At 56.1% G+C, this 24,173-nt stretch carries 27 protein-coding genes; 16 read left to right on the forward strand and 11 right to left on the reverse strand.

The window, feature by feature from the left end:
• Positions 1-42 precede the first annotated feature (42 nt).
• Complete coding sequence (locus Z946_RS0104295; protein ID WP_025054505.1) at positions 43-1,722, forward strand: adenylate/guanylate cyclase domain-containing protein; 1,680 nt, start codon at positions 43-45, stop codon at positions 1,720-1,722.
• Positions 1,723-1,872: 150 nt separating this feature from the next.
• A complete protein-coding gene (locus Z946_RS0104300; RefSeq protein WP_025054506.1) occupies positions 1,873-3,588 on the forward strand; it encodes a bifunctional sulfate adenylyltransferase/adenylylsulfate kinase in 1,716 nt (571 codons plus the stop codon).
• 74 nt (positions 3,589-3,662) lie between these two features.
• On the opposite strand, the gene Z946_RS0104305 is transcribed toward Z946_RS0104300, so the two are convergent.
• From Z946_RS0104305 to Z946_RS0104315, 3 genes are all read right to left on the reverse strand, one after another.
• A complete protein-coding gene (locus tag Z946_RS0104305) occupies positions 3,663-4,538 on the reverse strand; it encodes a PhzF family phenazine biosynthesis protein (protein WP_025054507.1) in 876 nt (291 codons plus the stop codon).
• Positions 4,539-4,613: 75 nt separating this feature from the next.
• Positions 4,614-4,823, reverse strand: a complete 210-nt coding sequence (locus Z946_RS0104310; RefSeq protein WP_174416545.1) for a DUF1150 family protein — start codon at positions 4,821-4,823, stop codon at positions 4,614-4,616.
• 13 nt (positions 4,824-4,836) lie between these two features.
• A complete protein-coding gene (locus tag Z946_RS0104315; protein WP_025054509.1) occupies positions 4,837-5,250 on the reverse strand; it encodes an Hsp20 family protein in 414 nt (137 codons plus the stop codon).
• Positions 5,251-5,411: 161 nt separating this feature from the next.
• Here Z946_RS0104315 and Z946_RS0104320 point away from each other — a divergent pair, with 161 nt between their 5' ends.
• From Z946_RS0104320 to Z946_RS0104330, 3 genes are all read left to right on the forward strand, one after another.
• A complete protein-coding gene (locus tag Z946_RS0104320; RefSeq protein WP_025054510.1) occupies positions 5,412-5,636 on the forward strand; it encodes a YdcH family protein in 225 nt (74 codons plus the stop codon).
• 108 nt (positions 5,637-5,744) lie between these two features.
• Entirely contained in the window at positions 5,745-6,233 is a 489-nt protein-coding gene (gene purE, locus Z946_RS0104325; protein ID WP_025054511.1) for a 5-(carboxyamino)imidazole ribonucleotide mutase, read from the forward strand.
• A complete protein-coding gene (locus tag Z946_RS0104330; RefSeq protein WP_025054512.1) occupies positions 6,226-7,293 on the forward strand; it encodes a 5-(carboxyamino)imidazole ribonucleotide synthase in 1,068 nt (355 codons plus the stop codon). The genes purE and Z946_RS0104330 overlap by 8 nt, the downstream gene beginning before the upstream one ends.
• Here Z946_RS0104330 and Z946_RS0104335 read toward each other — a convergent pair whose 3' ends face one another.
• The gene (locus Z946_RS0104335; protein WP_025054513.1) at positions 7,294-8,436 is read right to left on the reverse strand and encodes an alpha-D-ribose 1-methylphosphonate 5-triphosphate diphosphatase; all 1,143 of its coding nucleotides are present in this window, start codon (positions 8,434-8,436) and stop codon (positions 7,294-7,296) included.
• The gene (locus tag Z946_RS0104340) at positions 8,423-9,211 is read right to left on the reverse strand and encodes an alpha/beta fold hydrolase (protein ID WP_025054514.1); all 789 of its coding nucleotides are present in this window, start codon (positions 9,209-9,211) and stop codon (positions 8,423-8,425) included. Before Z946_RS0104340 ends, Z946_RS0104335 begins: the two co-directional genes overlap by 14 nt.
• A gap of 69 nt (positions 9,212-9,280) precedes the next feature.
• Here Z946_RS0104340 and Z946_RS0104345 point away from each other — a divergent pair, with 69 nt between their 5' ends.
• Positions 9,281-9,733: an NUDIX domain-containing protein gene (locus Z946_RS0104345; protein ID WP_037969067.1), complete on the forward strand. Its 453-nt coding sequence runs from the start codon at positions 9,281-9,283 to the stop codon at positions 9,731-9,733.
• Here the strand turns inward: Z946_RS0104345 and Z946_RS0104350 are convergent.
• The 5 genes from Z946_RS0104350 to groES all read right to left on the reverse strand — a co-directional run bounded on the left by Z946_RS0104350 (position 9,699) and on the right by groES (position 14,607).
• Positions 9,699-10,547 (reverse strand): DMT family transporter, encoded by an 849-nt coding sequence (locus Z946_RS0104350; protein WP_025054516.1) that lies wholly within the window; start codon positions 10,545-10,547, stop codon positions 9,699-9,701. The genes Z946_RS0104345 and Z946_RS0104350 overlap by 35 nt on opposite strands.
• 307 nt (positions 10,548-10,854) lie before the next feature.
• Positions 10,855-11,520: a response regulator gene (locus tag Z946_RS0104355; RefSeq protein WP_025054517.1), complete on the reverse strand. Its 666-nt coding sequence runs from the start codon at positions 11,518-11,520 to the stop codon at positions 10,855-10,857.
• A gap of 101 nt (positions 11,521-11,621) precedes the next feature.
• Entirely contained in the window at positions 11,622-12,398 is a 777-nt protein-coding gene (locus Z946_RS20420; RefSeq protein ID WP_025054518.1) for a sensor histidine kinase, read from the reverse strand.
• Positions 12,399-12,597: 199 nt separating this feature from the next.
• Positions 12,598-14,247 (reverse strand): chaperonin GroEL, encoded by a 1,650-nt coding sequence (groL, locus tag Z946_RS0104365; protein WP_025054519.1) that lies wholly within the window; start codon positions 14,245-14,247, stop codon positions 12,598-12,600.
• Between the two features lie 72 nt (positions 14,248-14,319).
• Complete coding sequence (gene groES, locus Z946_RS0104370) at positions 14,320-14,607, reverse strand: co-chaperone GroES (RefSeq protein WP_025054520.1); 288 nt, start codon at positions 14,605-14,607, stop codon at positions 14,320-14,322.
• Between the two features lie 249 nt (positions 14,608-14,856).
• Between groES and Z946_RS20425 the strand changes: the two genes are divergently transcribed.
• Both Z946_RS20425 and Z946_RS21945 read left to right on the forward strand, forming a co-directional pair.
• Positions 14,857-17,124: a Hint domain-containing protein gene (locus Z946_RS20425; RefSeq protein WP_025054521.1), complete on the forward strand. Its 2,268-nt coding sequence runs from the start codon at positions 14,857-14,859 to the stop codon at positions 17,122-17,124.
• Positions 17,125-17,153: 29 nt separating this feature from the next.
• Entirely contained in the window at positions 17,154-17,567 is a 414-nt protein-coding gene (locus tag Z946_RS21945; protein ID WP_420911441.1) for a Hint domain-containing protein, read from the forward strand.
• Here the strand turns inward: Z946_RS21945 and Z946_RS0104380 are convergent.
• The gene (locus tag Z946_RS0104380; RefSeq protein WP_025054522.1) at positions 17,501-18,181 is read right to left on the reverse strand and encodes a DUF2161 domain-containing phosphodiesterase; all 681 of its coding nucleotides are present in this window, start codon (positions 18,179-18,181) and stop codon (positions 17,501-17,503) included. The genes Z946_RS21945 and Z946_RS0104380 overlap by 67 nt on opposite strands.
• Before the next feature lie 53 nt (positions 18,182-18,234).
• Between Z946_RS0104380 and Z946_RS0104385 the strand changes: the two genes are divergently transcribed.
• From Z946_RS0104385 to Z946_RS0104425, 8 genes are all read left to right on the forward strand, one after another.
• Positions 18,235-18,588, forward strand: coding sequence for an MmcQ/YjbR family DNA-binding protein (locus Z946_RS0104385; protein WP_025054523.1), 354 nt, complete (start codon positions 18,235-18,237; stop codon positions 18,586-18,588).
• A 76-nt stretch (positions 18,589-18,664) separates the two neighbouring features.
• Positions 18,665-19,585: a manganese-dependent inorganic pyrophosphatase gene (locus Z946_RS0104390; protein WP_025054524.1), complete on the forward strand. Its 921-nt coding sequence runs from the start codon at positions 18,665-18,667 to the stop codon at positions 19,583-19,585.
• 169 nt (positions 19,586-19,754) lie between these two features.
• Entirely contained in the window at positions 19,755-20,147 is a 393-nt protein-coding gene (locus Z946_RS0104400) for a hypothetical protein (protein WP_025054525.1), read from the forward strand.
• Positions 20,148-20,233: 86 nt separating this feature from the next.
• Complete coding sequence (locus Z946_RS0104405; RefSeq protein WP_025054526.1) at positions 20,234-21,106, forward strand: TIGR01459 family HAD-type hydrolase; 873 nt, start codon at positions 20,234-20,236, stop codon at positions 21,104-21,106.
• Positions 21,107-21,195: 89 nt separating this feature from the next.
• On the forward strand, positions 21,196-21,639 hold the full coding sequence (locus tag Z946_RS0104410; RefSeq protein ID WP_025045755.1) for a MaoC family dehydratase: 444 nt from the start codon (positions 21,196-21,198) through the stop codon (positions 21,637-21,639).
• 91 nt (positions 21,640-21,730) lie between these two features.
• On the forward strand, positions 21,731-22,663 hold the full coding sequence (locus Z946_RS0104415) for a bifunctional riboflavin kinase/FAD synthetase (RefSeq protein WP_025054527.1): 933 nt from the start codon (positions 21,731-21,733) through the stop codon (positions 22,661-22,663).
• Positions 22,660-23,130, forward strand: a complete 471-nt coding sequence (locus Z946_RS0104420) for a YcgN family cysteine cluster protein (RefSeq protein WP_025054528.1) — start codon at positions 22,660-22,662, stop codon at positions 23,128-23,130. The genes Z946_RS0104415 and Z946_RS0104420 overlap by 4 nt, the downstream gene beginning before the upstream one ends.
• Complete coding sequence (locus tag Z946_RS0104425; RefSeq protein WP_025054529.1) at positions 23,130-24,164, forward strand: threonine aldolase family protein; 1,035 nt, start codon at positions 23,130-23,132, stop codon at positions 24,162-24,164. The genes Z946_RS0104420 and Z946_RS0104425 overlap by 1 nt, the downstream gene beginning before the upstream one ends.
• Positions 24,165-24,173: the final 9 nt, after the last annotated feature.

Below are 24,173 nucleotides of genomic sequence, written 5' to 3' on the forward strand. Positions count from 1 at the left end.
CCTCCACGCCGCCCCATGTTTCGGAGCAGCGGGGGATGGCAGATGAAAGATCTTTGGCGCGGTGATTGGCCTACCCGCTTGCGTATCGCGAGCGGGTTGGTGCTTTTTATCTACGCGCTGACGCATTTCCTGAACATCGGGCTTGGACTGTTTTCGCCTGGCTGGCTCGAGACGGCTCAGGACTGGCGGCAGGTGGTAACCCGAAGCTGGCCGGGAACAATGCTGATCTACGGCGCGTTTCTTACGCACCTGACGCTGGCGCTGGTAAAGCTTGCGCGGCGTGGCACTCTGCGTATGCCGGTTTGGGAGGCATTGCAGATCAGCCTTGGCGTAGTCATTCCAATTCTTCTGATCGCCCACCTGATCCATACCCGCACAGCCCATGAAATCTTCGACCTGAATGACCGAATGGGCTACATCATGTTGCTTTTGTGGGGCAGTGCTGATGGTTGGAAGCAAAGCCTTCTGCTGCTTGTGGTTTGGCTGCATGGCTGCATCGGTCTGCATTTCTGGCTCCGGTCAAAGGCCTGGTGGCGCAGATCGCAACCTCTTCTTGTCGGTTTGGCGGTGCTTGTCCCTGCCTTCGCCCTTGCCGGATTTCTCGTTGAAGGGCGCCGTATTCAAGCAGCCTTTGCCGATCCTGACCAGCAGGAGACTTTGCTGACGCTGTTTAATTTCCCCGATCAATCGACGTTCGTCACATTGATCAGTTGGACCAATCGGCTTGGTTGGGCGTTTGGCGCGATTATGATCGCCGTCGCTTTTGGATATGGTGTGAGATATCTGCGCGCGCGGCGGCGGTCGGTCACGATCCGCTACGCCCCCGACATCACGATCAATGCCCCCCGCGGGTTGACATTGTTGGAGATGTCCCGCCTGCGCGGCGTCCCGCATGCCTCGCTTTGTGGCGGACGCGGGCGCTGCACAACCTGCCGCGTCGTAATCGAAAAGGGTGCAGAGCATTTGCACCCGCCTTCTGAGGCCGAAGCAAAGAGCCTTGCAGCGGTCGGTGCGGAGGCTAATACCAGACTTGCTTGTCAGATTTGCCCGATGGATCCGACAACCGTGTTTCGGGTTTTCCAGCCTGATGGTAAAGGCAAGTTCCGCAGCCACGCATCCCAAGGGGAAGAGAAAGAACTGGCGCTCCTGTTTCTGGATATGCGTGGTTTCACAGCCCGCACGACGGGGCAACTCCCCTATGACGTAGTTTTCCTGCTGAACCGTTTCTTCGATGCGATTGTCCCACCGATCAATGCCCAAGGTGGTACAGTAGATAAATACCTCGGTGACGGGTTTCTTGCCCTTTTTGAGACGAGCAGTCCGTCACTTTCCGCACGTGCGGCGCTGCGGGCGATTGAGGGCATCGCGCAGGCCTTGGATACATTCAACGAAACGCTCGCCCGCGAAGGGCAAAGCCCTGTCTCAATCGGCATCGGTGCACATTTGGGCGATGTCGTATTGGGCGAGATTGGTGCGGCCGGACAAGCGCCCCGCACCCTGATCGGTGACACCGTAAATACCGCATCCCGCATCGAAGGTGTCACGAAAGAGTACAAGGTGCAGGCTTTGATCTCTGTGCCCCTACTTCATGCGGCAGGGCATCAAGTCGCACCGCATCACCTGACAGCACTTGAACTGCGTGGGCTCTCTTCCCCGCTACTGGCATGGCCAGTGCATGAAGCAAGCGACCTAAGCGGGCTTTTAACAGATTTAGACGCCTAATTCGGGGTGTTTTGGGGCCAAATACGCCAATACTGTGCTCTTCAAGCAAGATTTTGCCGAATTCCACCAACCTTTACTAGACTCTTTGCCTTGACCCTTGGCATAGGGCGGTCAGCCGCTACCCCGTAATCGCGAAAAATGAGATCCTGTATGAATACCCAAGCCAACCTTGCCCCGATCCCAGAGCTGTATGTCTCTTACGATTCTGCACAGAAGATGAAAGTCGAAGCCGGCGATCTGGTCAGCCATGATCTGACACCGCGCCAGATTTGCGATCTTGAATTGCTGATGAACGGTGGCTTCAACCCGCTCAAGGGTTTTCTTTCGGAAGCGGATTACAACAGTGTTGTCGATACGATGCGCCTGACGGATGGTTCGCTTTGGCCGATGCCGATCACGCTTGATGTGTCCGAAGATTTTGCAGGTAAGCTGGAAATCGGTCAGGATATCGCCCTGCGCGATCAGGAAGGGGTTATCCTTGCAACGATGACCGTCACCGACCGCTGGGAGCCTAACAAAGCGCATGAAGCGGAAAAAGTATTCGGTGCCGATGATGATGCGCACCCTGCTGTGAATTACCTTCACAACCAAGCGGGCAAGATTTACCTGGGCGGCCCTGTGACCGGTATTCAGCAGCCGATCCACTACGATTTCCGTGCCCGTCGCGACACGCCGAACGAGCTGCGCGCCTATTTCCGCAAGATGGGCTGGCGCAAGGTTGTTGCCTTCCAGACGCGTAACCCCCTGCACCGTGCGCACCAGGAACTGACTTTCCGTGCTGCACGTGAAGCGCAAGCAAACCTGTTGATCCACCCCGTTGTTGGCCTGACCAAGCCGGGTGACGTCGATCACTTTACGCGCGTGCGTTGCTATGAGGCGGTACTAGACCAGTATCCTGCCGCGACGACTTCGATGTCTTTGCTGAACCTTGCAATGCGCATGGCTGGCCCACGCGAAGCAGTTTGGCACGGACTGATCCGTAAGAACCACGGCTGCACGCACTTTATCGTTGGTCGTGATCACGCAGGCCCCGGCTCCAACTCAGCCGGCGAAGACTTCTACGGTCCATATGATGCACAGGAACTCTTCCGCGAGCATCAGGAAGAAATGGGCATCGAAATGGTCGATTTCAAACACATGGTTTGGGTTGACGAACGCGCCCAATACGAAGCCATGGACGAGATCAAGGACAAAGATGATGTCACGATCCTGAACATCTCTGGCACAGAGCTGCGCCGCCGTTTGCAAGAAGGTCTGGAAATTCCTGAGTGGTTCTCTTTCCCGCAGGTGGTCCAAGAACTGCGCCGCACAAAGCCGCCGCGCAACAAGCAGGGCTTTACCGTATTCTTCACCGGTTTCTCGGGCTCCGGCAAATCCACCATTGCGAATGCTCTGATGGTCAAACTGATGGAAATGGGCGGTCGCCCCGTGACGCTGCTGGATGGTGACATCGTGCGTAAAAACCTCAGCTCAGAACTGGGTTTCTCGAAAGAGCATCGTGACCTCAACATCCGTCGCATCGGCTATGTCGCTTCCGAGATCACCAAGAACGGCGGCATTGCAATCTGTGCGCCAATCGCGCCCTATGCCACAACCCGTCGTGCAGTGCGCGAAGAGATCGAAGCGTTCGGTGCCTTTGTTGAAGTGCACGTTGCGACAAGCATTGAAGAGTGCGAGCGCCGTGACCGAAAGGGCCTCTACAAGCTGGCTCGCGAAGGCAAGATCAAGGAATTCACAGGCATCTCAGATCCTTATGACGTGCCACAGAACCCCGAGCTGAGCGTTGAGACGGAGAATGTCGATGTAGACAACTGCGCCCATCAGGTGCTGTTGAAGCTGGAAAGCATGGGGCTGATCGGCGGTTAAGCCGACCTGATCGATTTGAATTCTATAGAGCGCAGCCTGAACTGGCTGCGCTTTTTCATTTCAGTGGGCCATTATTATTCCGGCAGGAATGCTGTTCCTGACATCACCACGATACCACGTCCCGCGACCTTCACGCCGGTGATCCCGTCAGGCGGGCCAAGAACTTCTACGCGCGCTTGGCCGGGTCGCCCCATGCCATGCCCCTGCTCTGCGACATAGCCACGTTTGCCTAGCAATCCGCGCGACCAGAGATAAGCGGCTGCTGCGCCGGTGGCGGAACCGGTGAACGCGTCTTCGGCGGGGCTAGGGGGTGCCAACAATAGACGGGAGAAGGTATCGCCTGTCGCGGTGGCTCCTTGCAGTGTCACCCAGTACGGTTCCATCAGATCATCGCGCTCCAAACCCAGATGCGCGCAATATGCCGCGAAACCAGCGGTATCAAATCGCAATTTTTCCACTACCGAAATGTCGCGCAACACCGTGATGCAAAACGGCAAACCGGTTGAGACGATCTGTGGCTGTGCAATTATGTCATCTGGAGAGATGGCACCCACTTGGGCGACGACCGAGGCGGGAACTTCTGCCCCGAACTCGGGTTCGACCTGCGTCATAGTTATCAGATCGCCCTCAATCTGCACATCCACGATACCCGCCCCGGTTTCTAGTGAAAGGTTGGTTCCGCTCACCATACCGCGATGCACAAGCGCCGCGACTGTGGCGATGGTCGGATGCCCGGCAAACGGTATTTCGCGGCTGGCCAAATAGTATTTCACCTTCAGATCGGCAATCTCCGACGGACCTGTGAAAGTGCATTCGACAAGTGAGGTTTCTCTCACATAGGCCATGCAGGTGTCATCAGATAACGCGGCCCCGCCGTGAACGACGGCACATCCATTGCCACCAAAAGGCGCATCCGCAAATGCATCTACCCAGTCGAACGCAAATTCCATTAGGCTCTCCAACAAAAAGGGCCGCACAGATGTGCAGCCCTCGCATCCTTTGTCAGCGGGCGCAATAATGCCAGCTTAATGCACCATTACCGGCGCATAATCATGCTCACGCGCCAAATGAAAGGCGAGCTTGCGGTCACCGACCAAGGCCAGTTGCTGGCCCTGTGCGTCGTGTACTGCGTAGAGCTGTTCAAGACCTTCAGCCTGATCGCGTACTTCGCGTGGCAGGTCACTGACCTCGATGAGTTTAACGTAGACCGTCCGGTCTGCTGATTGGGAGTTCATGTCTTGCATCGTCCTACCCTTTCTTAATCTTTATTGTTTGTACAACTGTTTCGGGTTTGGCCCGTGTCAAGTCTACGTGCAGCAGGCCGTTCTCCATCTGCGCCTCACCCACGTCCACGCCATCGGCCAACACAAAACTGCGCTGGAACTGTCGCGCGGCGATTCCACGGTGCAGAAAAACGCGGCTGTCGCTGTCATCTGTCTGGCGTCCGCGGATAACCAGTTGCCGGTCTTCCACAGTAATCGCGAGGTCATCTTCGGCAAACCCCGCTACGGCGAGCGTGATCCGGTAGCTGAAATCAGAAGTCTGTTCGATATTGAAAGGCGGATACCCTTCATTGCCCGATTTTGCGGTGCGTTCCAGCACCCGCTCAAGCTGTTCAAATCCCAACATGTGGGGATATGAGGCAAGCGTTAGTTTCGTCATATGACACGTCCTTTTAGGTCAAGCGACAGTCAGAAAGTAAGGCCCCGTTAAGGCGACCCGTGTTACGAATATGGGGGCGACACCGGATTGGTGCAAGGGCTATGCGTGAACAGCATCAACGCCTATATTAGGGGCATAGGGTTTAACGGAATCATGACAGAATGAACGCGCCAACCGACCTTTCGATGAAAAACGACGAAGTTTTGCGTGTCGAGCTCGAGGTGTTCCGGCGCGAACATCGCGATCTGGATGATGCCATTCATGCCTTGGGAGAGCGGACAACAGCGGATCAGTTAACCCTGCAACGTCTCAAAAAGCGCAAGCTGCGGATCAAGGATCTGATTGCGCAGATCGAAGACCGCTTGACGCCGGACATTATCGCATAAATGTTCGATGCGACCCGAGTTGCGCGACCTGCGACACTCCTTCGTTGCCCCTGCTGACAGTCTGGCTATAGTGCGACCTTCGATAAATCAGCAAAGGGCCGCGCTGCTATGACAACCCCTCCCGTCGGTATCATCATGGGTTCCCAATCCGATTGGGCTACCATGCGCGAAGCCGCTGATCTTCTGGACGAATTAGGCATTGCCTATGAGGCGCGGATCGTATCAGCCCACCGCACGCCTGACCGTCTTTGGGAATACGGAAAAACGGCTGTCGACAAGGGCTTGCAGGTGATTATCGCAGGAGCCGGCGGTGCGGCGCATTTGCCGGGTATGATGGCGTCCAAAACACGTGTGCCAGTGATTGGCGTGCCGGTTCAGACCAAGGCGTTGTCAGGTGTTGATTCCCTGTATTCGATTCTCCAGATGCCGCGCGGATTTCCCGTAGCGACCATGGCCATCGGCGCACCAGGTGCTGCCAATGCGGCGCTAATGGCAGCCGGAATTCTTGCGTTACAAGACAGCGCTCTTGCAACCCGCCTTGATGAGTGGCGCAGCGCGCTTAGCGCATCCATTCCGGAGGTGCCAACAGATGACTGAACCACTTGCAACGGGAAGTACCATCGGCATTCTGGGTGGGGGTCAGTTGGGGCGTATGCTGTCCGTTGCCGCTGCGCGATTGGGGTTCCGGACGCATATCTTTGAGCCGGGTGCGAACCCGCCCGCAGGTGATGTTGCCCACGCCGTAACCACAGCACCCTACGAGGACGAAGCAGCTTTGCGTGCGTTTGCGAACGCCTGCGATGTTGTCACCTTCGAGTTTGAGAATGTGCCAACTGCGGCTCTTGATCTGATCGAGGCGCAGGTGGCCATCCGGCCCGGTCGCGAGGCGTTGCGCATTTCGCAGGACCGACTTACCGAAAAGAAATTCCTCGAAAGCCTTGGGCTGCAGGTCGCTCCTTTTGCAGATGTCCCAGACATGGATGCCATGACGGCAGCGGTTGAGCAGATCGGCGCGCCCGCCATCCTCAAGACCCGTCGCTTTGGATACGACGGCAAAGGGCAAGCACGCTTGCACAAGGCAGAGGACGCACAGACGGCTTTCGCAGATATGAACGGCGCGCCTGCCATCCTTGAGGGGTTTGTCGACTTTAGCCACGAAGTATCCGTCATTGCGGCCCGCAGTCCGGCTGGCGATGTCGCGTGTTTTGATCCGGGAGAGAATGTTCACCGCGACGGAATTCTACACACCACCACGGTCCCTGCCCGATTGAACACGTCGCAGCGCATGGACGCTGTGCTGATGGCAGGCAAGATACTCAACAGCCTTGATTACGTCGGCGTTCTGGGTGTCGAGTTGTTTGTGACGTCAGAGGGTTTGGTCGTTAACGAAATTGCGCCCCGTGTACACAATTCAGGCCATTGGACCCAGAATGGCTGCACCGTTGACCAATTTGAGCAGCACATCCGTGCGATTGTTGGCTGGCCTTTGGGTGACGGCAGCCGCCACACAGATGTCGTCATGGAAAACCTGATTGGCGCAGATATGGACCGTGTGCCCGAATACGCGAACGACAAAGACGTCGCCTTGCACCTTTACGGGAAAACGGAGACAAAACCGGGGCGCAAAATGGGGCACATCAACCGGATTGTCCGCTGATCAAGCCAGCAGCCGTTCCGCGATGGCACCCGACATATAGGACACGCGCCCTTGCACGAATGTCGCGGCAACCCGACGGGTCTGCGCATCAAGCACGGTGATATCTGCCCGCTTTCCCGCTTCCAACGTTCCGCGATCCGTCCACCCCATTACTTGGGCTGGACCGCTTGAGATAAGACCCCATGCCCGGGCGAGTGAGCAGATCCCACTATCAGCAAGCAGCAACGCGGCCCGTCGCGGCGATGGATAGTGGTAATCCGATGCGAGTGCGGTGCAATGGCCGGCTGAAATCAGGTCAGTCGCGGACACATTTGCATTATGCGAGCCACCGCGCACAACATTCGGCGCCCCCATCAGGATCGGGCTTCCTCCCACATGTGCTGCCTCAGCTGCCTCATGCGTTTCGGGAAACTCCGCAACGGTGACGCCCCTGCTTTGCCAAAGCTCGCGATCTTCTGCGGTCGCATCGTCATGACTTCCCATTGTCACACCAGCCGCCAATAGACGCGGGCAAAGCCAATCTAACGCGGAGGGCACATCAACACTTTGGGCATGCAGATCCTGCATGAAGGCAAGGTGATTTTCAGGGCTGCGCCCCGCCTTGAGCGCCTGTCCGTTCAGCCGGCGTGGCAGTTTGCCCGCATCTAGGCGGTCATGTGGAAGGTGGTCGTTAAACACAACGTACCTGACCTCCCATTCCTCCAGCATGTTAGACAAATCGGCGTAAAGATCGAGCAGATGTGTCTCGAACCGCAACTGCGGGTGCAGGTCGGTGACCACTTCGGTCCGCGTCTCCTTGATGGCGGTGAAGACCTTCTGCGCAAACTCTAGTCCGCGCATGCCACCTTCCCAGCTGACAAATTGGGCCAGTACCGCCGTCGTGATCCCGTTTGCCGCAAGCTCTGCCTCACAGGCAACCAGCCCTTCATTCATGTGCATCATCGCACCGCGACGTTGCGCTAGATGCCGTTCGAAACCGTCACCATGCATGTCCACGATGCCCGGCATGATCAGAAACCCGCTCAGGTCCACCTCATGGCCAATACGTTCTTCACAAATGACACCTTCGGCAAAGCTGAGCGGCACGTCTTGCAATCCATCACCGATCAGAACTTTCGCACCGGTCAGATCAAGGTTCGCCATCCGTCCCCTCAATCCCTGGTATACACCCGCCATCCGGGCAGCCGATTGTGTCCAGAACGCCTTCGATCCAGTTGGTCGATCTGTCGAACTTGCCGTTGCGCAAAAACGCCATGGTTTCGGCAATCACGCGCGGGTTGTTCATCATGAAAGTGTGGGTGACGGGCAGCACCAAATGATCCGTCATACCCTCGACGCGAGTGGAGGCGACGGAAACCTTGCCATCGTCAGGTCCAGGCAAAAGCGTAGAAAAATAGGGGTTCAATGATTGCGAACCAGCCAGTACGCCAAGTTCAAAAGTCACTGGCGGCAGGCTACGCGGCAGCGAATTTGGACCGGTGCCCATTTGCGCGCCCGCCGGACCGTTGATCCAGTCAAATGCCGCAACGTCGTTCAGCTCGTCTACAACTTCGCTGCCTTGGTTTGGTGGCCCCAACATCACCACGCGACCGACGCGTGTGGCATCATTTTCCGCCACCCACTGGCGCACCAGAATGCCCCCCATGGAATGCGTGACGAAATCAACTTTGGGGGTGCCACACTGAGCGACTGCGGCTGGCAGTGTCTGACGTGTCAGCTCTTCGATCGGTGCTTCGGTGGACGGGTACCCCGGTCGCACAATCCGGTAGCCTTCGTTCTCCAAAGCAACTTCCATCAGAGCGAATGATGTCTCTGTCCGTGCCAGACCGTGCAATAGAATGACGCAGCGGTCCTGCGCCTGCCCCTGACAGGCGGTCAATGCGATCAGCGCGGCAAAAAGACAGATGCGAATGCTCATACCCCCGAGATAGACTGATTTGCGCGCGTGTGAAATGCTCTGTGTGCACCAAATGCGAAAGACATGCGAATGCATCTGAAATCTCCACGACTGGCCGTACGGGCCATAATTGTCAGCGACAACAGGCTTTTGATGGTTAACGCCTACCCCGAAGGTCAAAGCGATCTGATCTGTGCGCCGGGGGGTGGTGTGGAAATGGGGGCTTCCCTGCCGGACAATCTGCGTCGTGAGGTTCACGAGGAAACCGGGCTGGAGATCGAAGTAGGTGACCCGTGCCTTGTGAACGAATTTCACGACCCTGCGCTTGGTTTTCATCAGGTCGATGTTTATTTCCGCTGCCAGCTTACCGGCTCTGACCGCATAGATCCACTGTGGGAGGATGTTGACAAGATCGTCACGCAGCGCCACTGGCTCACCCCAGACCAGCTTGCAAAAAGACGGTACAAACCCGACAGTTTGATAGAGGTCGCTTTCGGTGAGGACGGGATCAGCTACGATCCTTTGGAACTACTTGTGCGCTGACTGACCAAGCGATTCCGCCCACCACCAGACAGGTCGCAATCACCAGTTCTATGCTGACGCTTTCCCCCAAGAATAGCGCGCCCGCAAAAAGGGCTATGACAGGAACGCTTAACTGAACAACTGCGGCAGTCGGGCCGCTGATCTGAGCCAGAACCCAATACCAAAGCGCATACCCCAGCCCCGAGGTCAGTCCACCGCAAACGATGCCAAGCACGATACCCATCGCGCTAAACCGTAAACCAGCCCCCACCAAAAGGATCAGCAGGATAGGAACGCAAAGCAGGAAGTTTGCTGTGGTTGCCGCCAGCGGGTCGCGGGCGCTGCGACCTATGATGCTATAGACCGCCCAACCCAAACCGGCGAAGACCATCAACAGCGCGCCCATAGGGTCAGTGTTGCTTTCTGCACCCGGCCAGAGCGCGATCATAAGCCCTACAAAAGCTATCGCCCCGCCTATAATCTGCTGCCGACTGGGCGCTGCACCAGTCAACGCGCCTTGCGTAAACATCGTGATCTGTACAACACCAAATAAGATCAGTGCCCCCAGTCCAGCATCCAGCGTCAGATAGGCGAGCGAGAACCCCACGAGATAAACGGCAAGGCTTATCGCGCCGGGGATGCGCGCCCGTCTCAGCAACGGCAGCCCACCGCCCCGCAAAGAGATCAACATGCCCAGCACAACAGCACCGGCGATAACGCGCACGAGTGCAAAACCTGATGGGTCGATATGTTGCCCGTCAATCGCCCACCGGGTCAAAAGGGAGTTGGACGCAAAGGCGATCATCGTGAGAACGGTGGCGAGAACAAGCTGCATTCATTCCGACTAGCCTTTGCAACCGGATACGCCAAGAGCTTTCACACATTCGCCACTGTCACCTTCCAGTTACCGAGCGAGGACAGGCGGGCAGATGTGCAACCAAATTGTCCAACTTAGGCGAACACAACGATGAAGATGTTGTTCCTAATAGGTAAAGCAATGCCGATAAGCTGGAGCTCAGCTATCGGCCTCGAAAATACACTGTGCGCTAGTACCGGATGAAATGCATCGCGCGTTACCTGCTATTCAATACGGACTGCTAACAGCGGCTCCAGCAGTGCCGGAGACATTAATCAGCAGCGCTTCAGTGAAAGACAAACGTGTCGTCCTTGTCCAGCCCGACCAATAAGTCATCGATGTCCTGTTCGCCAAAACGGCTTCGCAGAATGTCAGCAGCGGTGTTTTCCTTTGACAAATTCTCACGCACCAGCGCGATGACGTTGCTTTGTACATCCTTGTCTTGAAGGGCCTCGACCAAGCCTTCGCGAATTTGGGTTCGCTGCATTTGTGCGGCGATATCCAGTTCATGCCGATGTTGTGCCGTAGCGAGCGCGTTAAGCATCGCCTCTCGCAGCGCTTCAACATCAAGCTCTTCTTTTGTTAGAAAATCGTGGCAACCATTGCGCATGGCTTCAATCGCAGTCCGTTTGCCGTTGTCGCCGGTAATCATGATTTTCGCGGCCTGACGGTGACTGTCATTCCGCAACAGATGATCCAGTGCAACCATGCCATCACCGATCGGAAGGCGATAGTCGATCAGGACCAGATCGTAGCTTTCCTCGTTCACTGCGCGGTCCATCGCTTCGATGCTGTCGACCTCATCCATGTGAACGCAAAGGTTGGTCTTTTCGCTTAACCGGCGGATGCGCGCGCGGTCGAAATTGCTGTCGTCTAACAAAAGCGCTTTTATATCGCGGGGCATAGGCGCGCCGGGAGGGAACGAAGATGCGGCAGAATTGACATGTAACATGGCGGCGTCCTCTTGTTGTTTGGCCTCCTAAGGATTGCGGGAAATCCCTGACGAAACATTAAAGGCCCGCGCTTAATCTCTGTAGATTGAGCAAAGTTTGATCAATCTGCCACCAGAAACGCGTTGATGCGCACTTCTACATTAAGGCCGCCTGAATAAGGTGAATCGCCCACAATCACCCCGCCTTCATAGAGGTTCGCGATTTTGCGTACGTTCGTCAGGCCCATACCGCTTCCCTCGATCTCGTCGCGTGGGCGCAATGTGTTCATCGCACCGAAAACCCGTTCTCGATACTCAGGTGCAATACCCGGACCATCATCCGAGACGCTCAGCAAAACGTCACCGCCTTCAAGCGATGAAGAGACGATAATCTGGCCGCTGGCCTTGTCATGGTGTTTGACAGCGTTGCTGATCAGCGCGCTAAACATGGTCAGCACATCGCGCTCTCCCATCGTTACGTGATTGCAATCAAGGTTTCGGATCACCTTGAAGCCTGCCGGCAGCTTTATCTCTTCCAACACCTGATCCAGAACGTCGTTGATATCGTTCTCGCAAATCTTTTGCATGCGTCCGATCCGCGAAAACGTCAGCAAATCTACCAGCATACGGTCCAATCGACCGGCGTGACGGTTCAGCAGCTCAATAGAGGTGGCAACCGGCCCCTCAAGCGGAAAGCCCGCCTCTTCCAGATCTTCGGCAATCCATTGAGGTAGTTCCAACAGCGCTCTGGCCGAACTGCGTACATCATGGCTTATAAGGTAGATGAAATCCTCGAAATCCTGAGAAGAACCGGATGTCGCCGTGACCGTGCGGCCATCATCATCGCAAACATTATGGCGCGGCGCGGCTTCTGATACGACTTGTGCAGGGTTGGACATCTAAGAGGCTCTCAAGGCTAGGATACGCGCAAGCTAGCACCAGCCCCTTGCTGCACTCTTAACAGATCAGAAATTTGTCACCTGTTGTCTGATCTCTCCCAAAATTTTAATGTGCAAACCGAAAAGGGCGCGCCATGCGGCACGCCCTCTCCAGATTAGTTTGGTCAGCTTATTCAGCTCACACCCCGTTAAGGGATGATTACATCATGCCGCCCATGCCGCCCATGTCCGGCATACCGCCGCCCATGCCGCCAGCAGCGCCTTCTTTTGCCGGCTTGTCGGCAACCATAGCTTCTGTTGTGATCAACAGACCCGCGATGGAAGCTGCATCCTGCAGAGCAGTGCGGACAACTTTGGCCGGATCGATGACGCCGAACTTGAACATGTCGCCATATTCCTCGGTTTGTGCGTTAAAGCCGAACTTCAGGTCGTCGCTTTCGCGGATCTTGCCAGCAACGACGGAACCGTCGACGCCGGCGTTCTCAGCGATCTGGCGCAGCGGTGCTTCCAGTGCCTTACGGACGATAGAGATACCAACGTTCTGATCGTTGTTGTCACCGGACAGACCGTCAAGTGCCTTGGCACCCTGGATCAGAGCAACACCACCACCAACAACGATACCTTCCTGAACAGCGGCACGTGTCGCGTTCAGTGCATCGTCAACGCGGTCTTTACGCTCTTTGACTTCAACTTCTGTCATGCCGCCAACGCGGATCACAGCAACACCGCCTGCCAGCTTGGCAACACGCTCTTGCAGCTTTTCACGGTCGTAGTCGGAAGTTGTTTCTTCGATCTGGTTACGGATCTGGGCAACGCGTGCTTCAATCTCGGCTTTGTCACCAGCGCCGTCCACAACAGTGGTTTCGTCCTTGGTGATGGAGACCTTCTTGGCGGAACCCAGCATGTCCATTGTCACGGACTCAAGCTTCATGCCCAGATCTTCGGAGATCACCTGACCACCTGTAAGGATCGCAAGGTCCTGCAGCATCGCTTTACGACGATCGCCGAAACCTGGTGCCTTAACAGCTGCGATTTTCAAACCACCGCGCAGCTTGTTCACAACCAGAGTTGCCAGCGCTTCGCCTTCAACATCTTCTGCGATGATCAGCAACGGCTTCTGAGACTGGATCACCTGCTCTAGCAGTGGAACCATTGGCTGCAAGGAAGACAGCTTTTTCTCGTGAAGCAGGATGATCGCGTCTTCCAGCTCAACAGTCATCTTGTCGGAGTTGGTGACAAAGTATGGTGACAAGTAGCCGCGGTCGAACTGCATGCCTTCAACAACATCGGTTTCTGTTTCCAGACCTTTGTTCTCTTCAACAGTGATAACGCCTTCGTTGCCAACCTTCTGCATCGCGTCTGCGATCTGACGGCCGATTTCTTTTTCGCCGTTTGCAGAGATTGTACCGACCTGTGCAACTTCGTCGCTGTCAGACACTTCACGTGCTGCGGCTTTGATGGCCTCAACAACCTTCAAGGTGGCCATATCGATGCCGCGCTTGAGGTCCATTGGGTTCATGCCGGCGGCAACAGATTTCATGCCTTCCTTGACGATGGCCTGGGCCAGAACAGTCGCGGTTGTTGTACCGTCGCCTGCTTCGTCATTGGTGCGGGAAGCAACTTCCTTAACCATCTGTGCGCCCATGTTCTCGAACTTGTCTTCAAGCTCGATCTCTTTGGCAACAGATACACCGTCTTTGGTGATGCGTGGTGCGCCGAACGATTTGTCCAGAACCACGTTACGGCCTTTGGGACCGAGAGTAACTTTGACCGCGTTTGCGAGGATGTTCACACCCTTGAGCATTTTGTTGCGGGCATCGGTGTCAAATTTGACGTCCTTAGCTGACATTTATCTTCTCCATTTGTTTCGTGAATTGAGCGTCGAACCGTGAGGTGGGCAAAGCCCGCCATTTCCTGTCGATCAGGAAATGATCCCCATGATGTCGCTCTCTTTCATCATCAGCATCTCTTCACCGTCTACGGTGACTTCTGTTCCGGACCATTTGCCGAACAGGATTTTATCGCCAGCTTTTACGGCAGGTGCGATCAGCTCGCCGCTGTCTTTACGGGCGCCTTCGCCAACAGATACAACTTCGCCTTCGGAAGGTTTTTCCTTGGCGGAATCAGGAATGATCAATCCACCGGCGGTTTTCTCTTCGCTTTCTGTACGCTTTACCAGCACGCGGTCGTGAAGCGGTTTCAATGCCATCTTTGTAGCTCCTTAAGGCTCAAAGGTTACTCCTGAACCTGCCGCCCTTCGCTGGGCGGATCAGGCGTTATCACTCGACACGTCTGAGTGCTAACGACGCTTAGCTAGTGAGAGTCTCAGAAGCTGTCAACCAAACGATTGAGAAAAATTCAGAGCGTTTAGGCGAATGGAAACCTCCACTCTTTAGGACTTGTTCAAACATAGGTTCCAGAATCGACGATTGAAGATCGGGCCCAAGGAGAATTGGACATGGCAACGATAGACGGCGGGGCTGGCGACGACTCCATCGATGGCGGAACAGACGCCGATTCCATCTCCGGCAACGAAGGTGCGGACATAATCCGCGGCATGGAAGAAAGCGATACCATCTCGGGTGGTGCAGGTGGCGACCAACTATATGGGGACGGCGGGAACGATTCTATCGATGGCGATAGTGGTGCCGACAGTCTGGATGGTGGTGACGGTGACGATACTCTGTCGGGTGGAGAGGACAACGACACGCTCAGGGGTGGACAAGGAAAGGACAGCCTGTCAGGCGGTGCAGCCTCTGATACCTTCATCATCGAAAATGCGTTCGGCAATGATACGATAGTCGGCGGTGAGACCGGCTTTGACAGTGACACCATAGAAGGCGGCAGCGTCACAACAAATCTGGCGGTTGTATTTGACGGGACCGAGCATGGCACCATCACTGATGGTGCCGATACGATCACCTTCACTGAAATCGAGAATGTCTTTACCGGCAGCGGCAATGATACGCTTGACGCCCGCCTGGATACCAGCGGCGCAGGTCTTTTTGGTGGCGCCGGCGATGACGTGATCTATGGCGGGTCGGGTGCGGACTACATCGTAGGTGAAGATGGGGATGACACGTTCCTGATCGAGGACAACTTCGGCAATGACACCATCATCGGCGGCGAAGGAGGCAGCGACTTCGATGCGATTGATCTAAGCGCGCTGAGTGGGCCGGTCACAGTTGTCTATGACGGCACCGGCAGTGGCACGATCACAAATGGCACCGACACGATCACATTCTCCGAGATTGAACGCATCATCCTGACGGAGCAGAGCGATCGCGTTGATGCGTCTTTGGACAATGACACTCTGGTTGCCGGTGACGCGCAGGGCGTGGACATCGAAGGGCGCGGGGGCGACGACACAATCGCCAGTGGGCAGGGCAACGATACGATCGACGGCGGTATCGGCAACGACAGCCTTGATGGCGGTTTGGGCAGTGATATCCTGCGGGGCGAAGAAGGCGAAGACACGATTGCAGGAAAGGACGGTGATGATGTCATTACCGGCGGCAGCGGTGCCGATTCAATCGATGGCGGTGGCGGTGCAGATACAATCAGTGGCGGGACTGAGGCAGACATAATCGACGGTGGTACCGGTCGCGACCAGATCGACGGCGGCGATGGCAATGACCTGATCATCGGCGGCGCGGGGGGCGACTCCGTCTCGGGCGGCATAGGCAACGACAGCATCGACGGCGGTAGCGGCATCGATACCCTTTCAGGCGGCGAAGGTGCGGACACCCTCAATGGCGGCGAGGACAATGACAAGATCGACGGCTGGACCGGCGATGACAGCATCTCGGGCGACGGGGGCGATGACAGCCTGATTGGTTACGATGGCAGGGACACCATTGATGGCGGTACGGGCAACGACACCCTTCATGGTGAGAATGACAACGATAACCTAAGCGGCGGCGCTGGAGAGGATGAGGTATACGGCGAAGCCGGTGCAGACACGCTCGACGGAGGAGCGGATGCCGATTGGGTGGACGGAGGGACCGGCAACGACAGCGTCATGGGGGGCGCGGGGAATGACACCGTTCTCGGCAGGTCTGGCGACGATACGATAGATGGCGGCGACGGCGACGATACCGTTTCCGGCCACGCGGGCAACGACGCACTTTGGGGCGGAGCGGGTCAGGACAGCCTTTATGGCGGCAGCGGTGACGACTATTTCGATGGCGGCACGGGCGATGACATCTACGAGATGGCTCGCTCCGCCGGATATGGCGCTGATGACCCCTCCGATACAGAAATTGACGTGGTACGGTTCGAGCCCGGCAGTGGCCACGACATCGCCTATGATTTTCGCGGTGAAGACGATTTCATCTATATCGGGAACCGCACAAACGACGAGATCATCGCCACACAGATTGATGCCGATACCTGGGTTCTTACTTACGCAAATAACAAAGCCGACTCTCTGACACTCAACTTCGTTGCTGGTACTGCCCCTGATTCCGAGGGTGACCTCAAAAACCAATACCTCGATGCCACCGAATACACTCCGCCAGAAAATGGTGCCTCTGCGACGCGCAACCCCGCATGCTTTACACCCGGCAACATGATATTGACCGGAACAGGATTTAGGCGCATCGGTAGTTTGCGGGCGGGCGACAAACTCATAACGGCAGATGAAGGGGCTCAGCCCATTCTCGAGGTGCTGACAACAACCCATTCTCCTGACGCGCTAATTACCCGAAAGGTCTTCGTCCTATAGTCATAGAGGCCGGGTCCTTTGGCAGCGGCCTGCCACAACGGCGCATGCATCTTTCCCGCCAGCACGGCATTCTAAGTGGAAATGGCCGCGCGTTGATCCGCGCCGCCCATCTAAGCGAAGAGCTTGGTCTTGCCCGCGTGCAGGCGAACCGTCCCAACACCTTGCGCTACATCCATTTGTGCATGCAAAAGCATCAGCTCGTGCAAGTTGAGGGCGTCTGGACCGAAACCTACTACCTCTCCGCGACGCCGCATCAGGGGGCCCCACAACCCACAACCAAGTTGTCCCCGCACAAAAAGCGGTGTCGGCCGCTCCTGTCTCGGGCGCAGCTGCGGGCAACGCCGGAATGGCTCCATAGAATTGGTCAGCTTGGCCGTCAGCCCGTACCCAGTATACGTCCAGAGGCAGACACAGCTTCAGCGCCAGCGGGCGTCAGCCCGTAGATGCCCTTTTCGACCTTTTCGAACCAGCCATAGTGATTGTCCCGCATCATTGCGGTCGCTTTAGGAACACCGGCCTCTCGCGCGACATCTGCGCCTTTGCTGGCACCTACTTCAAAAAGATAAACCGCCAGCTTTACCGCGTCCTGCCGGTACGCCGTAACCAACCCCGCCCGCGTCTGGCCGCCGGCATTCGGATCCCCCTGCCGTCTCGCAAATTCCCGCAACAACTGCTGTTGCCGCTTGGCAGATTTGCGTGGCGCATAAGGTCCGGGATCGCAATGCACTTCGACCAGACCGTCAGACAGGCGCACAGTAATCAAGCCCAGCCCCAACCGGCGCGCCAGTGCTGTGTTCTCCTTAACCGCCTTGGCAAACCGTTTTCCGGTCTGCCGCGCAATCGCCATATAGACGTCATCGCTAACTTTCAGTCGCGCGACGCATTGGTGGAACAGCGCCAGCGAAAAGCCGAGCTTCAATTCCACTACAACAGGTGGCTCCGCCCCGCGCACTGCCACCACATCCGCAGCGCCGACCTCGGACTTCACCACATATCCCTGATCTTCAAGGAAAGCTTTTACCGGCAGGTAGAGGTCTGTTTCGCGTGCTTTGGTCATATCGATATTTCTGCCCTATTTCACGTAACGCTCCAACCCTTTAGGATGACGGCATGACACGTGAAGAACTCAACCGATTTTGCGCCGAATTGCCGCAAACAACCCATGTGATTCAATGGGGCAATGCGGATGTCTACAAAGTAGGGGGTAAAGTCTTTGCCATTATCGGCATGGGTGAAACCGGTGACACCGCAACTTTCAAGGCTTCGGAAATGGCGTTCGAAATTTTGTCCGACAGCCCCGGCCTGCGCCCTGCCCCATATATGGCGTCACGTGGTTTGAAATGGATACAGCACTTTGAAGCACCAGGCCTGTCGGACGATAGCCTGTCTGATCATATCCGGGCCTCTTACGATATGGTGATTGAAGGTCTGACACGAAAAAAGCGCGCCGAACTTGGCCTATGACGCAAGGTCGTGACAAGCGCCAAAGGCCACCCTATAAGGCGCGCAACCCGATATGCCGCAACAAAGGACGCCTCCCATGACAACACTCGTTTTTGGTCACAAATCCCCTGACACCGATAGCACCGGAAGCCCGATCATCTGGGCGTGGTATCTAAACAACATCAAGAACACCCCTGCGAAGCCTGTGCTGCTGGGTGAACCGAACACCGAAGCGCTGTTCGTTCTGGACCGCTGGAAGTTGGACAAGCCGGAAATCATGTCAGAGCTTGCCGCTGATACGGATGTTGTCATTGTCGACACCAACAATCCCGGCGAATTGCCCGCCAACATCAACGACGCCAATATCACCGGCATCATTGACCATCACCGTCTGGTGGCCGGTCTGGAAACACGCGGCCCGATCGAGATCAACATACAGCCGCTGGCCTGCACCGCCACCATCATGTGGAAGATGATCGGGAAAGACTGGGCCCAGACACCGACAGAGATCAAAGGCGCGGCCCTGTCGTGCATCCTGTCTGACACGCTGGAATTCCGCAGCCCGACAACCACGCAGGAAGACAAAGCCATCGCCTGGTCCATCGCCGAAGAGCTGGGCGTCGACATTCCTAGCTATGCCGCGGAAATGTTCGCAGCGAAATCCGACGTTTCGTCTTTCTCCGAAGCAGAGTTGCTCCGCATGGACAGCAAGGAATTCGATCTGGACGGCACATCCTTGCGCGTCTCCGTTCTGGAAACCACGTCACCTGCCCCCCTGCTGGAGCGTAAAGACGCCCTTATGGCCGCGATGCCAGGTGTCGCAACAGAAGATGGTGCCGCAGAAGTGCTGCTCTTCATTGTCGACATTCTGAAAGAAGAGGCGACTCTTCTGGTGCCAAATGACACCGTAAAAACCATCGCGGAAAAGAGCTTTGACGCAGCGGTGTCCGGCGATCACGTTGTCCTGCCCGGTATCATGAGCCGCAAAAAGCAGATCATCCCGAACCTCAAGATGTAAGACTTCATTGGTGCCGCAGGCCATTCAGGACTGCGGCACCAATGCAGATAAGAAACAGTCGCAGGCAACCCGCAAGCAAAAGATACTTGTCGCCTGCATCAGTATTCCATCCAAAATTCGACATATTCTTACGCTACAGATGCTGCCATCCTTTGATCTAAGGCATATCATGCAGCGTCTGGCTATCCTGACAATTATCCTGATGATGGTCCTCAACAGCCACGCAAATGCGTCGGGTGCCTATACTTACTGGCCGGGCTTCAAGGGTAGCGTTTCAAACCTTCAATGGCCATTGGAGGCTGATACAGCAAAAGCGCGCTATCTGACGCTGAAGATTTCGCTTGGCAAAAGACCGAAGGCGAAACCGGTCGCCTATGACAGCGCATTCCATGCAGTATGCCAGCGCCATCAGGGCGAGCTGCGCAAGGCGGCGCGGCGTATTTCTCCTCATAACGATTGGCGTGTGAAGGTGATGTTCCAGTGGCCGTCACCCGAAACGCGCAGCCCCGTAAATTTCCATGAGTTCAGATATATGTGGCTGTCAAACTGTAGAATGGTTTGAGCATATGGCCGCCGCGCTGATCCGGCCGGTATTCCATCCCACTCTGTAATCGCCTAAGCCTGTTTCAACGCCAAATGGAGCATGCCATGACCCGGATCATCGAAAACCTTTCAGAAATTTCCGCGCAATACGATGCGCTCTTTGTTGATCTGTGGGGCTGTGTGCACAACGGCGTTGATGCCTTTCCTGATGCTTGCGCAGCATTGCAACAGTACCGCGCGGAGGGTGGCAAGGTGGTATTGCTGACCAACTCCCCTCGCCCCCGCGCTGGCGTCGAAAAACAGATCGTTCATTTCGGCGTGCCGGATGACGCGTGGGATACCATAGCTACATCAGGTGATTCTGCGCGCTCGGCCATGTTTCAGGGGGCTGTCGGCAGCAAAGTCTTTTTCATTGGCCAGCCCGGAGAGGAGAAGTTCTTTCAGCCTCTTAACCTGCTCGACGATCCGCTGGAGATGCAGCAGGTCCCGTTGGAAGAAGCCGAAGGCATTGTCTGCACCGGGCCGGAAGACCCGATGGCGGATCCTTCAGTGATGCGCCCCCAGTTCCTCTATGCCAAACAAAAAGGGCTGAAACTGCTCTGCGCGAACCCGGATATCGTTGTGGACCGCGGAGAGACGCGCGAGTGGTGCGCCGGTGCCTTGGCCCAGCTTTACACAGAGATGGGCGGCGAAAGCCTGTACTTCGGCAAACCCCATCCACCGATCTATGATTTGGCGCGTCGCAGGCTGGCGGCGTTGGGTAAACCTGTGTCCGATGACCGCATCCTGTGCATCGGTGATGGCGTACTGACAGACATCAAAGGTGCCATGGGAGAAGACATTGATTCTCTGTTCATCACCGGAGGACTGGCCGCCACAGAGACAAAAACGACCGTTCAGCCAGAGGCAGACGCTTTAAGCACCTATTTGCAAAAGGAAATGTCTGCTCCGACCTACTCTATCGGGTTTCTGCGCTAGCCATTTTCCCCTTGCTTTTCTGCGCCCGCAAAGTAATTAAGTTACAACTTTTGCAATCTAGACAGCAGATTATTACTTAGGGGTGAAAAATGTTGGACAATCTTCCGCGCGGCACGATCTGTATCGAAGACATCGAAATCGGCATGATGCGTTACCTGCGCAAGGTCGTGACTGATGAAGATATCGAGATGTTCGCGCAGATTTCCACCGATCATAACCCTGTCCATCTAGATGACGACTACGCCCGCGACACGATCTTCGAAGGGCGGATCGCGCACGGGATGCTGACTGCCGGTCTGATCTCTGCCGTTATTGGCGAACAGCTGCCGGGCCACGGCACCGTCTACATGGGGCAATCGCTAAAGTTTCTCGCCCCGGTTCGCCCCGGCGACATGGTCTACGCCGAGGTGAAAGTGACCGACATCGAATTTTCTAAACGCCGCGTAAAGATGGATTGCCACTGTTCCGTCGATGGCAAGAAGGTTCTCATCGGCGAGGCAACCGTTTTGGCACCATCACGTAAATTCGATTGAGGTCTACACGGCGGAGTACGTGCACGCTATTTGAAAAAGGGTGAAGCAGGGCGTCTTGCCCTTCTGAGATGTCAAGGCTAGTCAGTTGGCCATGCGTATCATCCGTGACTATCAATTCGTCAGCGACACAGACCGAGGGGCCACCGCCGCCATCGGTAATTTCGATGGCGTTCATAAGGGACACCTGTCGGTCATTGATCTGGCACGAAACGCCCTTCCCGGCGCGCCCTTGGGCATTGTCACGTTCGAGCCCCATCCGAGGGAATACTTCGCACCTGATGCGCCTCCCTTCCGGTTAATGAGCCCAACCGCTCGCACCCACCGATTGGAAAAGGTCGGCGTAGAGCGGCTTTATGAATTGAAGTTTAACAAGGGCCTTGCATCGCTCACCCCTGAAGAATTCGCACGTGACGTGATCCGCGATGGGCTGGGCCTGCAGCATGTCGTTGTGGGCGCTGATTTTTGTTTTGGCAAAGGACGCGCCGGTACGGCCAAAGACTTGGTGGCATTTGGCGAAAGCTTTGGCTTTGGCGTGACGATTGCCCCTCTAATGACCAATGCGGACCAGACTGTTTCATCCACTGCTATCCGCACCGCCCTGAGTGCAGGCGACCCGCGCAAAGCGGCAGAGATGCTGGGCCACTGGCATCGGATTGACGGGCCGGTCATCACTGGCGAGCAACGCGGGCGCGAGTTGGGGTATCCAACAGCAAACATGTCAATCGATGGTTTGCACCAGCCTGCCTTTGGCGTTTATGCGGTCCTCGTCGACGTGCTGGAGGGGCCTCACAAGGGAAGCTACCACGGTGTCGCGAGCCTTGGTGTACGGCCGATGTTCGGTGAAAACAAAGCGAACCTCGAAACCTTTGTCTTTGATTTCAAAGGCGACCTTTACGGCGCGCCGCTTTCTGTCGCTTTGGTGGATCACCTGCGCGGCGAGGAAAACTTTGACAGCCTCGATGCGTTGATCACCCAGATGGATGCCGATAGCGCTGAGGCTCGAGCGATACTGGCGGACCTATGACCGATCCGATCCCCCGCGCCGGACTATCCCCCCGTTTCTGGGAGAAAAAACCGCTCACAAAGCTGTCGCCTCAAGAATGGGAAGCGCTTTGTGATGGTTGCGGAAAATGCTGCCTGAATAAACTCGAGGACGAGGAAACCGAAGAGGTCGCCCTCACCCGAGTTGCCTGCCGTTTGCTGGATGATGCGACTTGTCGCTGCACACACTATGAAAACCGTCATCAGTTTGTGCCGGACTGTATAGTGCTAAAGCCCGATAACCTTGACACCCATGCTTACTGGATGCCGCAAACCTGCGCGTATCGTTTGTTATGGCAGGGTAAGCCACTGCCTGAGTGGCACCCTTTGATGACCGGAACACCCGACAGCGTACATGCTGCTGGGGTGTCCGTGCGTGGCAATACCGTATCCGAATTTGATACCCCGTTTGAAGAATGGGAAGATTACATTATTGAGGAGCCGACCTGATGTTTTTTGCCTCTGACAATGCGGGACCTGTGCACCCCGATGTGATGAAACGCGTAATCGCCGCAAATGATGCGCATCAGATGCCTTATGGCAAAGATATTATCATGGACGAGGTGCGAAATCGCATCCGCGACGTCTTTGAGGCACCCGAAGCAGCGGTGTATCTTGTCGCGACCGGCACGGCGGCAAATGTACTGGCGCTTGCCTGTTATACGCAGCCTTGGCAGACGACGTTTTGTTCGAAAGTCGCGCATATTCAGATGGATGAGTGTAACGCGCCCGAGTTCTATGCAGGCGGGGCAAAGCTCACTTTGATCGACACCGAAGACAAGATGACGCCTGCCGCACTGGACGCGGCGATTGCCGGCCAGACTGTGGGCAACGTACATGGCGCACAACCCGGCGCAGTGTCGATCACCCAAGTCACAGAACGCGGTTCGGTGCATACGCTGGACGAACTACGCGCCCTGACTGCGGTGGCCAAGGCGCATAATCTCCCCGTGCATCTGGACGGGGCGCGGTTTGCGAACGCACAGGTTTCACTGGGCTGCACAGCGGCGGAAATGACATGGAAGTCGGGCGTTGATGTTGTGAGCTTTGGCGGTACGAAAAACGGCTGTATGGGCGTCGAAGCCGTTGTTTTCTTCGATCCATCCAAAGCCTGGGAATTCGAGTTGCGCCGTAAACGTGGCGCGCACCTGTTCTCCAAACACCGCTTTCTTTCGGCACAGATGGCCGGATACCTTGAGGGTGATACATGGCTGGAGATAGCCCGTCAGTCCAATGGTCATGCCGCTTATCTCGCAGAGGGCCTGCGAGAAAAAGGGGCCGAGTTCTTGCACAGTCCTGATGCCAACATGATTTTTGCCCGCTGGCCCCGCAGCGTACATCAAAAGCTGCATGATGCAGGCGCAAAGTATTATCTGTGGGACGGACTGCTGGAAGGTCCGGCGGAGGAGTTGGTCGCGGCACGTCTTGTGTGTGACTGGTCCATCGGCCGCGACAACATTGATGCGTTCCTAAGCCACTTCTAGGGGCGAGCT

The organism is Sulfitobacter noctilucicola (assembly GCF_000622385.1).
Classification (GTDB): domain Bacteria; phylum Pseudomonadota; class Alphaproteobacteria; order Rhodobacterales; family Rhodobacteraceae; genus Sulfitobacter; species Sulfitobacter noctilucicola.